Here is a 14953-nt window from a genome sequence, read left to right as displayed (position 1 = left end):
AAGATCATAGGTGTCGACTTTGAGTATATTTGAAGGTGACAAATAGAAAAACAATGAGCGATTAATAAAAATTCCAGAATCTAAACTTTTTTTGATTTTCTGGCTTTACTGCTGCCCTCAGACAAAAGGGCGTCATAACTCACTATCTCGCCCTTCTTCACGTCTTTTGTTTTTCTTCCACTCTTTGCTTTGACACTCTTGGTATTAACAGCCTTTGATTTGGCACTTTTTGCTTTAACACTCTTTGTATTTGCAGTTTTTGCTTCAACACCCTTTGTGCTTGCAGTTTTTGCTTCAACACTCTTTGTGCTTGCAGTTTTTGCTTCAACACTCTTTGTGCTTGCAGTTTTTGCTTCAACACTCTTTGTGCTTGTAGTTTTTGCTTCAACACCCTTTAAACTAACATTCTTTTCAACACCTTTTACAGCAACATCCTTTACATCAGCGTTGCTTTCAACAACTTCCTTTGCAACTACGTCATTATCACGACCATCAGTGTCAGCTATACTCTCTATCTCAGAATTTATACCATTTGACAATGTTTTTTCCTTTGAAGCTGATTCCTCCGGAATTGATGATGCCAACTGCACAGGCATTTCAATATCACCTGATGAGTCTGATAGAGATTCATTGGTACTTGATATATCTGATAGCGATTCAGTGATACCTGACACATCTAAAGAATCACCCACTTCATCTGCAACAAATTCAAACATTGTCCCTGATCTATCTTCTGAATCTTTCTCAGATTTTTGTTCTGCATCCTTTTCGGATTGCTTTTCTGCACTCTCCTCGGATTTTTTTAAAGATTGTTCCTGACTCCTTTTCCACATCAGTTCAAGGGATTGAATTTTATCATCAACTGCCTTAAGGCTTGCATTCAAATCTGCAATCTGCTCCCGCGTAGGCAGATTCATAACCCCAAGGACTTTCCTGATCCTCCTGTCTATGGTTTGACTGATCCATCTTGTTAATTCATCGGAGTCAGGTAGCCAACTGTATTTCACTCCCTTGTTTTTATCCAGATAGCTTTTACATATCTCTTCTGTGATATCCTCACCTGTGGCGGTAAAAGTCACTTTGATTTTTTCACCTTTATTGATGAACTCCCTTATGGTGTCAGGCTTCAGATATTTTCTGTTTACTGAATCAAAAAATTTGCCATTGGAGTATTTTTTTATGTCAAGCATAAACAATCACCTTCTCTTTAAACATGTTATGGCAGATACGGAAAAACGGCTTTTCAACCGCTTTTCCACACCTGCCACAGTTCAATCACTATTTTTAAAAATCTTCATTGCCCCAAGAAAGGCGCCACATTTACGCTGCAGAAGCCTGTTTGCTTAAAGAGTCAACTTTTTTGCTGACACTGTCAAGACCACTTATCAACTCCTCAACCTCTTTTTTACTGGGAAGATTAAGAATTGAAGGAAACTTCTCAATGGTGCTGCTGATTTTCTTCTCAACACGTTTTTTCATTGGCAGATTGTCAATAACCTTTTTTCCGGCATCCATAATATCCTGACGGATAATATTGACATCCTTTTCAACACCTTCAAGAAATTTTTTCCTGTTCTCTTTATATTTCTCAATTTTTTTCTCTGTGTCAGCCTTGGCATCTTTTACAACATCACCAACATATTTAAATGGACTCTCTTTAAATTTGCCTGAAATTTCCTTTGATTTTGTCTTTACTTCATCATATTTTTTGCGTGAATCTGATTTAAAGGTCTTAACTGCCTTTGAACTATCCTCAATAATGCTGTCAATTTTCTTAAGAGGATCATTCTGAAGTTCTTTCATAAACTCTCGACCACTATCAACTGTTTTTTTGATATATTTGTCATTGTAGCAATCAACCTTCTTTTTGAAACTTTCACGGGTTTCACGAATTGCTTTTATTGTCTCAAATCTCATGTAAGAATCATCTGCTTTGTTTTCGATTTTTTCCGAAGCTTCACTCTTTTCCACAGAATCCACAGATGTTGCAACAATTTCCACGTTCCCTTTAATTTCAGTTTTCTCTGTCATTTCAATCTCTCCTTAAATTATTTTAATATTTCATCAGCATCCAGTATTTTTTAATACTGAAGCAAAGACATAAAAACCATTATTTCAATATAAGGTTTTAATTTCTGTTGTTTCTGACAAGATAAAAATAAAAACATCTTTGCATAATGCCTTGCCAGATAAGCTTTGTTAAAAAATCACATAGTCAGAATCACATCAAATGAAATATTCTATTGCAAATTTTTCCACAATCTTTTATAACGCATCGTGTCATGCAAATGCAATATGATGCATTGCGTTATGGATGTCAAGCATTTATTTATAATTTTTTTAAATTTGTTTAACCCAAATAATAAAATGGAAGTGTCAATCTATTTTTAGAATATATTAAATAGGTATCCCCTATGTTTTTTTACTTGAATAGATACCAGATATTATATAAAAATATGAAATCATCTTTAACATCCAGAACCCCATCAACAAAAAAACACCTGGTTCCAGCATAAGAACATGTTCATATTTGGAAAAACAGGTATAAAAAAACAATCACCTTTAACCAAACTCCCTAAATACACAATACACCAAGCCCCTTTCAGGAGGATCAAATGCCCGAAACTATGACTAATGCTGACAATTTCTGGTTATGCATGGATGAACCTGTTAACCTGATGGTCATCACATCTGTAATGGAATTTGAAGAAGTAATTGATTACAATCGTCTATATGCCACTATTGATACACGACTTGCATGTTTTCCAAGATTCAAGAAAAAAGTTGAAAAACCACTTACAGGCATAGGAACTGCCAAATGGGTAACTGACAAACACTTTGACCTGCGCTCACATCTTCACAGAATTGCACTTCCAGCCCCTGGCGATAAAGCAGAGCTTCAGGAAGTAATAAGTACACTTAAAACCAAATCCCTTGATTACAATAAACCGCTTTGGGATATCCACCTTATTGAAAACTATGGGAAAGGATGTGCCCTTTTCTTCAGAATCCATCACTGCATTGCAGATGGTATTGCCTTGGTACATGTACTTCTATCCACAGCAGATACAGATCCCAATGCCCCATGGCCAGAGGCAAAACCTGCTCCATCAAGAAGACCTTCGGACTTTGCTCCTCTTTTTGTGTTTAACTCCATGGTCAATAATGCAAAGGAGATGATTGCCACAGGTCAGAAAATGGGAAAAAGCATCATAAAAGAGGTTGAAAAGTGTGTGACCAGCCCCTCCCACCTTCTTGACTGGGGAAAACTTTCGGCTGCCATCTCTTCAGATGCTGCCAAGGTACTTTCCAAACACACCATCATGACCGCTGATCCCAAAACTGCCTTTAAAGGTAAACTCGGGGTGCAGAAACGTGTTACATGGACAGATCCCATTCCCCTTGATAATATCAAAAAGGTAGGAAAGGCCATAAGCACCACAACACTGAACGATGTTCTGGTAGCAACTGTTACAGGCGCCATGAGAAGATATCTAAAGACAAGAAATACCCCTGTAAATGAACTGGATCTTCATGTAGCTGTTCCTGTAAACGTGAGAAGACCCGGTACAGAGTTTGAGCTTGGTAACAAATTCAGCCTTGTTTTTTTAAGGCTGCCGGTCTATCTTGAAGACCCGGTGCTGCGCCTTAAAGAAGTTAAACGGCGCATGGATGAACTCAAAGCATCTCCTGACCCCTATATCAATTTCGGACTTTTGAGTACCATAGGTGCCCTACCCTCCAAACTTGCACAAAAGGCTGCCCAGGTGTTTGGAAACAAGGCTTCTGGTGTTCTGACAAATGTTCCAGGCCCCAGGGAACCTCTCTATTTTGCTGGCAAACAAATCAGCAACTTCATGTTCTGGGTACCAAGATCAGGAGCCATCGGCCTGGGGGTAAGTATCATGAGCTACAACGGCAATGTGACCATTGGAATCGCATCTGATGAAAAGTTGATGCCTGATCCTGATACCCTGCTTGAAGGTGTTGCTGATGAGTTCAATGAATTGATAGAGCTTGTCCATTCAGGGAAAATTTACGATGAACCTCTTGTTATCAATGATCGTTATCAGGAAGCCAAGGCACTGCTTAAAAAGAGTGCTGACTCATTGAGCAAAAATGGAAAAAACACAAAAAAAGTGAAGGAGAAAGCAGCTCTCCTGAAGATAACAGTTATGCTGCTGAAAACAGTGAATCATCCCAACAGTGTGAGGCATATACCAAAAGCGGCAAACAGTGCTCAAAAACTGCTGCTGAAGGCTCAAAATACTGCCACATTCACCAGGAATATGAAGCCCAGGATACCCTGCTCAATGATGTTGAACAAATAATGAAAGAGCTTGCAGAATAGTCAAGGAAGTTTATAGAAAGTCTTAATAACTTGCTTATATATAAAGACTTTTATCTATCGTTGTGATGCCATCGCAATGATGAGGGTTTATTAAAATGATTCCTATTGAAAACATACCAGGAAAGTATTACGTCAATTCCAGATGTGTAGGATGTGATATATGCCTCGAAATTGCACCGGATATTTTTGCCTGCAACCACGACGAGGGATATGCATATGTTGGTCTCCAGCCAGACTGTGAAGCAGAAGAAAACCTTTGCATGGAAGCCATGCATCTGTGTCCTGTAAATGCCATTGAAGTAAGGGAATAAAGGCATTCTTATTAATATCTAAAAAAATGCAAACTACTGCACTGTCAATACTTAATTTTAAAGTTATCTACAATTAACCGAACCCTAATTTTTAGCTTTGGCAATGCACTACTTTTATAATTGATATGAAAGAATGCCGAAATAAACAAGCTTATTCATACATATAAAATATATCATACCCACAGGGAGGATGGATTGAAACAGATAGTAAGTATTAACCTTGGATCAAGTAAAGATGATTATGAGTTTGAAACAGAATTTCTGGGACAGGAGTTCAACATCAAACGCTTTGGTGTAAACGGAGAGATGGACAAGGCAGCAAATCTGCTGCTTCATTGGGACAAAAAGGCAGATGCCATTGGTATTGGCGGCATCAAGTTCCCATATGGTATGGGCCCAAGATATCTGAAAAAAAAGCACCATGAAAAACTCAATGAACTTGGAGAAAAAATATCAACACCTGTAACCACAGGTCATGCCCTTCGCAACGTATCATTTGAGTGGTGCTTAAGATTTGTAAACCACAAATTTGAAGATTATTTTAAAAATGCAAGGGTTCTGTTTTTTTCAGGAATGAACAGCTACCGTATTGCAAAAGTTATGGCAGAATATACAGATAACCTGACATTTGCCGATCCGGTTCTTGAAAATGGAATTTCCAAATTCATAAACTCGGTCAAAGGGCTTGAGAAATATGCCCAGGGAAGCCATGAGATCCTTCAATGGGTACCAAGCAAACGCCTTGCATCTTCTGTTATTCCCACCCGTGCATGGAATGATTACATAATACGCAAAGCCATGCAGAAGGCTGATATTCTTGTCATACCCTCATTTGGTTTTTATGACTATATTGGCAAAGCCACCCTTGAAGAGCTTGGTGGAAAAACCATCATTACTTCTACTGCAACAGATGACAGAGTTGAATTCTTTAAGGAGAGGGGCGTAAATGTAATTATCGATACCACTCCAAAAATCCTGGAGAGAGTTGTTGCACCAAATGTAATTGAGGCATTAATTATTGCTGCCTTAGAGAGAAAAAGAAACCAGATAAGAGACGATGATCTTCTTGAGATAATCAGCACCCAGAGGATGGATCCAAGAATAGTCTATCCATCGGGCAAAGAAAAAAGGGTCAGTAGATTTGCATTTGTCATTCATCCACTTTCCAAAGAGTTTCTTAAGAAAGACAAAATCGTTGATACAGTTTCTGGTTTTACTCCACCTGTTTTCCTGGATGCAGTGGAAAAGGTTGTTGCCTATGCCCCACCATGGATATACTCAAGGGTAACAGGAGTAAAATCTCCCACAGGTGCTGAAACAGAAGGATGGCTCATAACAGTTGGAGGAACCCCCAAACAGATGCTTGCCCATGATCCTGAATTTACCTACAAGCGTCTTCTTCAGGCATCACGCATGGCAAAACGTCTTGGAGCCCAGATCATGGGATTGGGCGCATTCACCAAGGTTGTAGGAGATGCAGGTGTTACTGTTGCAAAAAAAGCAGAACTTCCCATAACCACCGGTAACAGCTACAGTGCTTCAGGTGCATTGTGGGCTGCGGCAGATGCTGTTAGGCGCATGGGACTTATCCATGTTGAAAAAGGCAAAAAGATCAAGGCAAAAACCATGGTTCTTGGTGCAACAGGTGCAATAGGCTCTGTATGCTGCCGTCTGCTGGCAAAAGCTTTTGACGAGGTCTATATGGGAGGCAGAAACACAGCAAAACTCATGGCCTTGCAGGAGTCCATCATGGAGGAGACCCCAGGAGTCAATATCCGGATTACCACCAACCCTGACAAATACCTCCATGAAATGGACGTAATTGTCACAGCCACATCAGGTGCCGGCAAAAAAATTCTTGATATAACCAAAGTAAAACCAGGATGCGTCATAACTGATGTTGCAAGACCTCTGGATCTGCCTGCAAGCGAAGTTGCCAAGCGTCCTGATGTTCTTGTCATTGAGTCAGGAGAAATTGAGCTTCCTGGAAATCCTGAGATGAAAAGTATCGGCCTACCTCCGAAAGTTGTATATGCCTGCCTTGCAGAGACCATTGTACTTGCCCTTGAAGGCCGATTTGAGATTTTCACAATCGGAAGAGATATTGAATGGGAAAAAGTCAAGGATATCTACAAAATGGGTCTGAAACACGGCATGAAACTTGCTGCTATTTCCGGCGTCAATGGTGTCTTTACAGATGAGGACATCCTCAAGGTCAGGGAGCTTGCCTTGGATGCCCGTAAGAAACAGGGTATCCCCACAACAAATTTCAATGTCACCACATCATCCGGAGCAAAACCCGACCAAAACAAAGATAAAGAACCGGGAAAAAACAAAAAGCCTGAACAACCGGCAGGAACGAACAAGGCAGGCTCATCAGAACCGGCCAAATTAGATGAGAAAGCTGAGAAAGTCGAGAGAACTGAGCAGGCAGAAAAAACAGGGCAAACTGCACAGACCGAAAAAAATGAGCAAGCAGAGAAAGTCACTGACGCTAAAGAGAAAAAAATTGAAGCTGAAAATATGAAAAAAGAGTGACTCTCTCCAGTAAAGTGAAAAACAGCAACTCATTATAACGTACATGGCGGATTACCGCCACAATCGAAGGGATGAAAGTCGTTTTGAAAACAGCCTGTTACAGAGACTTTCATATAAACGGCCATGCTGGATGCCCGCCACAACGAACACAGAAACGTAGGGAAGGATTCCATATCACCTCCAAATGGGACATCCCCTGCGATTTCATATACAAAAAATTCAGGAGTTTTATTTTGAAACAGATCACAAATATAAGCCTTGGCCCTGCCAGCGACAATTACCAGATGGAAGCTGAATTTCTGGGTCAGAAATTCAACATAAAACGTTTCGGCACTGACGGAGACCTTAAAAAAGCAGAAGATATGCTGCTTATGTGGAATAAAAAAGCAGATGTTATATGCCTCAGCGCCATTAAATATCTTTATGGCCACAGTGCACAGACAATCATGACCAGCAAACTCAAAAAACTGCTGAAAGTGGCAAACACCCTTACAACTCCTGTGACCACAGGAGAGACATTGAGACGTGTAACCCATGAATGGTGCATTCGCCACGCACAGTTTCAGTTGGGCAACAATTTTTTCACCAATGCAAAGGTGCTTTTCCTCTCGGGAATGGCAAGTGAAAAGATAGCCAATGTAATGTCTGAATACACCGGCAACATATCCTTTGCAGATCCGATCTTTGAAAACAGTATTCCCAAAATTCTTCATTCACAGCTTGATCTCAATAGATATGCCCAGAGAATCCACAGACCCATAAGCTGGCTTCCTGGAAAAGATCTTATTTCAGAGCCATCCAGAATAAAAGCGGTCAATAACTATATTCTGCAAAGAGCCGCCAGAGATGCAACTGTTATTGTCATTCCCTATAATGATTTTTACGATTACATTGAGCCTTTTTCAGAAGAGGAGTTAAAGGACAAGGTCATAGTAACAACAACTGCCTATGAAGACAGAATAGATGCTCTGAGGGAAAAAGGTGTCTCAATGATAATTGATACAACCCCCAAAATACTTGACAGGGTAGTTGGGGTATCTGTTCAGGAAGCACTTATGATCTCAGCCCTTGATATTCCAAAAACATCTGCCATAAAAGATGATCTTCTTGAGGTGATAAGCGAACAGCGCCTTGATCCAAGAATAGTATATCCCCAGAGCAAACCAAAGAGGATTAACAGATTTGCCTATGTAATTCATCCGCTTTCAAGGGAAGATCTCAAAAAACTCAAGCCCCTTGAGCTTATTACTGAAATCATGCCAAAAACAATAGGACCGGTTGAAAAATTGATGGCCTATGCTCCTCCCATTGTCTATACAAAAATAACAGGTATAGAATCCCCTGAAGGTGTGGAAGCAGAAGGATGGCTGATAGGACTTGGAGAGACCCCTGAACAGATGGAGAAACACTCTCCAGAGTTCACCACAAAAAGAATACTTCAGGCCGCTGAAAAGGCAAGATCACTTGGTGCACAGGTAATGGGAATAAGCATGCTGCCCCACAGCCTTGAAGGAACAAGCATTGATATAGGCAAATATGCAGTGCTGCCTGTTACAACAGGAAACAGTTACACTGCATCCACCGCCCTTTGGGCATCTGCCGAGGCTGTACGTCAAATGGGTATTGTAAAGCTTAAAAATAACAAGACCCTTCGTGGCAAAACAATGGTTATCGGTGCCACAGGAGCTGTTGGCTCCATATGTGCACGTCTTCTGGCAAAAGCCTTTGAAGAGGTGTACCTTGTAAGCCGCAACATGGCCAAACTTCTCACAATTCAGGAGACTGTCCAGGCTGAAAATCCAGATGTTACAATACATGTGTCAACCAGGGCAGACACACATATAGCTGATATGGATGTTGTTGTGGCTGCAACAAAAGGAGCTGACAAAACCCTTGACATCATGAGGGTTAAGCCGGGATGCGTAATCACAGATATAACCCGTCCCATGATTTTTACAAGCGAAGATGCTGCCAAACGCCAGGATGTTCTGATTATCACCGGAGGCGAAATTCTACTGCCTGGTAACAAGATTGATATGAAGGATATCGGACTGCCCCCAAGGGCTGTATATGCCGGACTTGCCGAAACCATAATACTTGCCCTTGAAGGGCGATTTGAAGAGTTTACCACAGGCAGCAACACAGAGTGGCAAAAGGTCAAGGAGATATATAAACTTGGTTTGAAACATGGCATGAAGCTATCTGCCATTTCTGGTGTTAACGGAGTTTTAGGCAAAGACGATATCACAAGGGTAAAAGAGTTTGCTCTTAAAAAAATTAAAAAACATGAAACTGATAGATAATGCCATTAAACTGAAACGATATGCTGCACGGATGTTTATAAATGAAATTCCGGCAAGAATGATCAATGCCGGATACAACACCTACAGCAAAATATACAAGGGGCAGCTCAGTCTTGGGCTGCCTGTTTCAAGGGAACTTATAGTTAACCAGCGGGAAATAAAAACAAATGCTGTTGGAAAACTTGCGTTAAGTCTATATCATATTTTTCAGAGAACCACAGGCACTGTAATACCAAGGGAAACCATTAAGTCTGTACTCATGGATGAACTTGAAAAAGGCAGGATCAAATTGACTGAAAATATTATCCTGCTGACATCTGACACTCTTAAATCCCTTGCCGAGACAAGATTTGATATAAGCAGCCAATTTATGGAGGCTATAATTGATGACGCAAAAAGGCGCTTTATACTTAAAGAATCCCTTAAAACTGACCAACAGCCTGCCTACTTTGAAAGTGAAATCAATGAACGTGAAAGTAATGGCAGAGGAGATTATGAAACTGTTTTTTACAGGGAATTTACTGAAGAAGGTAAGGAGATACGCTTCAGACGCCTTGTGAGCATGGAGGATGTCACTGCCGGAGATAACAGACCGGCTGTTATTCTGGTGCCCGGCTTTGCAAACAACAGCAACTGTTTCAACTTGAGCAACAACTATTCAATAGCAATGGATCTTGCAGACGCAGGAATGTGGGTATATCTGTTTGATCCAAGGGGTATGGGTGTAAATACAGGAAGATTTGATCCCTACTACACAGTGGATACCCTTATTGACTATGATCTGCCTGCTGTTCTCAATTTTACATATGTTAGAAGCTGCGGCAAACCTTCAGTCCTTATGGGTCACAGCATGGGTGGTATTGTTTCTGAGAATATGGTATTGAACTGGGCGTTGAGCATTAAGAGTGATCAGCTCAGGTTTCTCTCTTCTGAAGAAAAAAAGATCCTGGAAAGGGTGCTACCAAGCCAAGATGATGCAAAAAAATCAATTAATATGGTCAAGGGTATTATCTCGCTGGGTTCACCAAAATTCTTTAACAAAAAATCCCATATCTTTTTTCCAACTGCATTGTGGATGAACCATATCTCAAGAATATTTAATATGTCCCATCTACCCATACAGGAGATGTCAAGGGTGGTGACAGATTTGCCCCTTCTTAAAGGTATCACCCGCTCAATATACAACAATAACATAGGAGATCTAAATTTTCTGATATCACCCGAAAACCATAAAGGTGATAAGTTTTTCATTGAACGATATCTTAAAAATGCCACGGAATCAATTCCACTTGGACTTGGTTTTCAGCTTTTAAGAGCGGTTTATGACGGAACAGGTTTTAAGCGCATGGATGACAGCAATCTTAACTACTCTGACTGTTTTTCATTGTTTCCGGAAGATATCCCTTTGTTCCACTTCTGGGGCACAAATGACCATCTTGCACCTGTGGATAACATGAAATACAGCGAGTTTTATCCACATAAAATCAAAAAGGTCTATCATCTGGAAAGCGTTGATGATCTTAAAAAAGTTGAAATTGTACAGGAAAAAAGCCAACTCATAGACTTTGTAATAGAGGGAGCAGGACATATTGACCTTCTTTATGGCAGGTCAGCTATAGATATTATATATCCTCTGTATGAACAGATAATTGAAACAATATGGGGAGACTGGACATATGATCAAAGTCTTCTTAAAAACTGTAAAATAGACATGAAAATGGACAGTGCCCAATTTGAAGTTGCACAAAGATAAATTCAGGAATGAGTCTGAAATAACTTACACATACCCTCTCTATAGATGGAGACCGGGGGCAGAAGGATAATGAAAATGGGCAAGTTATTCAAAAACAGACTCTTAAACATGATGCTGAGACTATGCTGAATATCATAGGCGTGGGAAGTCTGGGCAAAACCTACAGACACATGAACCGCTATCGACAGATAGTGAGTATTCTTTTCAAATACGGTTTTGACAATATTATTGATCTTCTCAAGATTGACCGTTATCTTGAAAAGGGCCTTGAGATGATATCAGGGAAACGTCTGATCAAATTTGAAAAACTGACACCACAGGAGCGGGTCAGGCTCATCTTTGAAGAGCTTGGCCCCACTTTCATCAAATTTGGTCAGATCTTATCCACCCGTCCTGATCTTGTTCCCCTCCATTTCATACATGAGCTTGAAAAACTACAAGACAATGTCCCGCCATTCGGATTTGAGGATGTTAAATCAATACTTGACTCAGAGTTTAAGTCAAAAAAAGATAATAACGACCCCTTAAGTCACCCCTTTGAAAGTGTTGAAAAAACGCCATTTGCTTCGGCTTCAATTGGACAGGTTCACAGGGCTATACTCAAAAACGGAGACCAGGTTGCAATAAAGATACAGCGCCCGGGCATAAGTAACCTTGTCAAAGTTGATCTGGAAATTCTGCACCATCTGGCCACCCTGATGGAGCGCCACATGGAAGATCTCTCCTTTTTAAAACCTGTCAAGATTGTCAAAGAGTTTGCTGCCACACTTGAAAAGGAACTTGACTATACACTTGAAGCATCTAACATGCAAAGGGTGACAAAGCAATTTCTATTCAATCCCACAATCTATATTCCCAAAGTATATCCTGAATACACCACATCAACTGTTTTAACAATGGAGTACATTCAGGGTATAAAGATATCTGATATAAATCTTCTGGATGCAAGGGGTTATGACAGAAAATTATTGACTCGCCGGGGTGCTGATTTCATCTTGATCCAGGTTCTGGAACATGGTTTTTTCCATGGAGATCTTCATCCGGGTAATATTTTTGTTCTGCCTGAAAATGTGCTTTGTCCTGTGGATTTTGGTATCATGGGATATGTTGATCACTACTCAAGGGAGGTCTTTGTAGATCTTATTGCAGCTACTGTCATGCAGAACACAGCAAATGTAAGCCGGCTTCTGCTGGAGCTTACTGATTATGATGAAGAGCCTGATATGAGGGAGCTTGAAAAGGATATCGCGGGTTTCACGGGTTTATATCTTACTGATACAGCGATTAAGGATATCAGACTTGGCAAAATGCTACACGATATTGTCCAGATTGCCATGAACCATCGCTTAAGGTTATACCCTGAAACATTTCTCATGCTAAAAGCTTTTGCCGCAGTGGAGGGGGTGGCACATATTGTTGATCCTGAATTTGACATGGTACGCCACGCCGCTCCATACATAAGAAAGGCAAAAACAGCAAGATTCTCTCCATCAAGACTTTCAGATGATGTCAGCCGTGTTTCTGTGGAATCAATAAAACTTTTTCAGAACATTCCAAAGGAAGCACTGGCAATTATCCGGCAGCTAAGAAAAGGCCAACTTGTATTAAGCCTTGACTCCCCCCGTTTTGACAAACTAATTTCATCCCATCAGCAAGCCAGCAACAAAATGGCTCTATCCATTATAATAGCCTCACTTATCATTGGTGCTGCCATGCTTTTGAGTTTCAAGGTGCCACCATTGATATTTGGTATATCTGTAATAGGTCTTTCGGGTTTTATATTTGCAGGTGTGGTGGGCTTTATGCTGGTTATCTCAATTTTAAAAAATGGGTAATATCTATCGGTTTGCACTTTTTCTGAACATAATTTTCATGATTAAACAGACATGGCTGTGATTTAGCCACCCCCAAAGAAGGAAATTTGTATCCATTGCCACGATAAAGGATTACCCTGATTTTCAAATTACTGAATACACACCCGCTGCATTTCCGATAAATCAACCAAACCGGAAAACAGTTTCAATATACCATCCTGTTTTATTGAATACATATTACTATTAGTTGTAAGCTGTTCCAGAATATCAACCGAAGGATTTTCTCTAACTTTCTGTTTTACAAGGTCATCCACAACCATAATTTCATGGATGCCGATCCACCCTTGGTAACCAGTTTGACCACATTCAGAACATCCTGCTGGCTCATAAATCACATCAGGAAAATCCTTTGACTCACTTATGGATGGCATTAAGTCAAGAGGATCTTCTCCAAACTCTGCCCTCAGTTTTTTTACAATTTCTATGGCAGATGAAGACTTTACAGGTCGTTTACAATGTTCACAAAGTTTTTTTACAAGGCGCTGTACAAGTACCCCTCTTAATGAGTGTGCAACATTGGCTGGGTTGCCTGACATCTCAAGGAGCCTTCTTATTGCAGTTGCCACACTGTTTGCCTGAAGTGCTGCAAGAACAAGGTAGCCAGAAAGAGATGCTTCAACTATCAGATTGGATGTCTCGGAATTACGTACCCCACCCACCATGATAATGTCAGGGTCAGCTCTCAGAAAACTTCTTAAAAAACGTTCAGTTTCAAGGCCGTTGTCTGAACTTACTTCACACTGCCTTATACCTTTATGAAAAATTTCTACAGGATTTTCTACACTCCATATCTTCTTTTTAGGCGAATTCAGCTCGTTGAGCAGTGCATGAAGGGTTTTACTCTTACCTGAACCTGCCCGACCGGCAACAAGTATAAGTCCATAGGTTTTTTGAATCATATCAAGCAACAACTCGCGATTATGATCCAGCAACCCCATGTCAGAGACTTTTATAGCTTCTCCATCCTGAACAAACCTTAAAACAACATCTTCCTTAAAATCCGATGTGGGAATAATAATGACACGCAAAATAACCGGCTGTGCATTAACAACTTTTAATCTGATTTTTCCTTCAAGTATGCAACATACAGATGTCATGTCCAACCTGGCCATGGCTTTAAGACTTGAAACTACTGTTCTACAGAAAATATCAGGAATTTTTACATATTGATAACAACTACCTTGAACTCTGAATCTTATTGTGGTTTTGCCAGAAGCAATGGAAGGCTCTATATGAATATCAGTTGCTTTTTGTGAATGTGCCTCAAGTATCATCTTTTGAATAAAAAGAAGCACATGATTGTCAATATGTTGCAGGCATTCTCCATCTAACCCGAAGCCATTGAGACTCTGGCCATCCAATATGCCAGCAACTGGAATTTCATCCATAATAACAGAAAGATCTTTTACCATGGCAGATTCATTTCTGAATGCCACAGGTTCAGAAAAATTCTGATATTTTTTTTGGGTTTTATCTGAAGAGGGTGAAGATTTAACTACACGATGAGGGCGTTTTATCTCTGATTGATACTCCTTTCGTATGGCCTCAAGCTGTTCAATCTGAACGTTAGTATTTTTTGATTCAGGAAGCGTCTGTAACTCCTGAATTAATGCTAAATATATTTTATCAGCCTCCTCATAAAGTCCCTGGGTTGAATAGAATGAAGCTTCATTCAATTTTAAATCAAACAATGTCTGATCAATAACAGGAGTATCTTTTTTCATAGTACCACCCCGCTTTCCCAAAAAGGTGTTATGAAGTAACGTAGAAGCACTTTCTTATAAAATCTCCATAAAATACTGATATATAATGACTTTCATGTT

9 protein-coding genes are annotated in these 14953 nt (G+C 40.1%); 6 read left to right on the top strand and 3 right to left on the bottom strand.

All coding sequences use genetic code 11. The features are described from left to right. Positions 1-80: 80 nt before the first annotated feature. The gene (locus MTBBW1_RS22980; protein WP_080807844.1) at positions 81-1190 is read right to left on the bottom strand and encodes a polyhydroxyalkanoate synthesis regulator DNA-binding domain-containing protein; all 1110 of its coding nucleotides are present in this window, start codon (positions 1188-1190) and stop codon (positions 81-83) included. Positions 1191-1320: 130 nt separating this feature from the next. Beyond that, entirely contained in the window at positions 1321-2031 is a 711-nt protein-coding gene (locus MTBBW1_RS22975; protein WP_080807840.1) for a hypothetical protein, read from the bottom strand. A 584-nt stretch (positions 2032-2615) separates the two neighbouring features. On the opposite strand from MTBBW1_RS22975, the gene MTBBW1_RS22970 reads away from it, so the two are divergent. From MTBBW1_RS22970 to MTBBW1_RS22945, 6 genes are all read left to right on the top strand, one after another. Continuing rightward, entirely contained in the window at positions 2616-4331 is a 1716-nt protein-coding gene (locus MTBBW1_RS22970) for a WS/DGAT/MGAT family O-acyltransferase (RefSeq protein ID WP_080807837.1), read from the top strand. Between the two features lie 115 nt (positions 4332-4446). After that, a complete protein-coding gene (locus MTBBW1_RS22965; RefSeq protein ID WP_080807834.1) occupies positions 4447-4662 on the top strand; it encodes a ferredoxin in 216 nt (71 codons plus the stop codon). Between the two features lie 195 nt (positions 4663-4857). Continuing rightward, the gene (locus MTBBW1_RS22960) at positions 4858-7200 is read left to right on the top strand and encodes a dehydrogenase (RefSeq protein WP_139786874.1); all 2343 of its coding nucleotides are present in this window, start codon (positions 4858-4860) and stop codon (positions 7198-7200) included. A 233-nt stretch (positions 7201-7433) separates the two neighbouring features. Continuing rightward, positions 7434-9503 carry a dehydrogenase gene (locus MTBBW1_RS22955; RefSeq protein WP_080807919.1) on the top strand — a complete coding sequence of 690 codons (2070 nt, stop codon included), beginning with the start codon at positions 7434-7436 and terminating at the stop codon, positions 9501-9503. Next, the gene (locus MTBBW1_RS22950) at positions 9487-11256 is read left to right on the top strand and encodes an alpha/beta hydrolase (protein WP_139786873.1); all 1770 of its coding nucleotides are present in this window, start codon (positions 9487-9489) and stop codon (positions 11254-11256) included. Before MTBBW1_RS22955 ends, MTBBW1_RS22950 begins: the two co-directional genes overlap by 17 nt. A 122-nt stretch (positions 11257-11378) precedes the next feature. After that, positions 11379-13091, top strand: a complete 1713-nt coding sequence (locus MTBBW1_RS22945) for an ABC1 kinase family protein (RefSeq protein ID WP_080807827.1) — start codon at positions 11379-11381, stop codon at positions 13089-13091. 128 nt (positions 13092-13219) lie between these two features. Here MTBBW1_RS22945 and MTBBW1_RS22940 read toward each other — a convergent pair whose 3' ends face one another. After that, entirely contained in the window at positions 13220-14854 is a 1635-nt protein-coding gene (locus MTBBW1_RS22940; protein WP_080807824.1) for a GspE/PulE family protein, read from the bottom strand. Positions 14855-14953 lie beyond the last annotated feature (99 nt).

Source organism: Desulfamplus magnetovallimortis (assembly GCF_900170035.1).
Lineage (GTDB): Bacteria > Desulfobacterota > Desulfobacteria > Desulfobacterales > Desulfobacteraceae > Desulfamplus > Desulfamplus magnetovallimortis.
The sequence above is the reverse complement of the archived record's forward strand: the minus strand, read 5'-3'. Positions and strand labels throughout refer to the sequence as shown.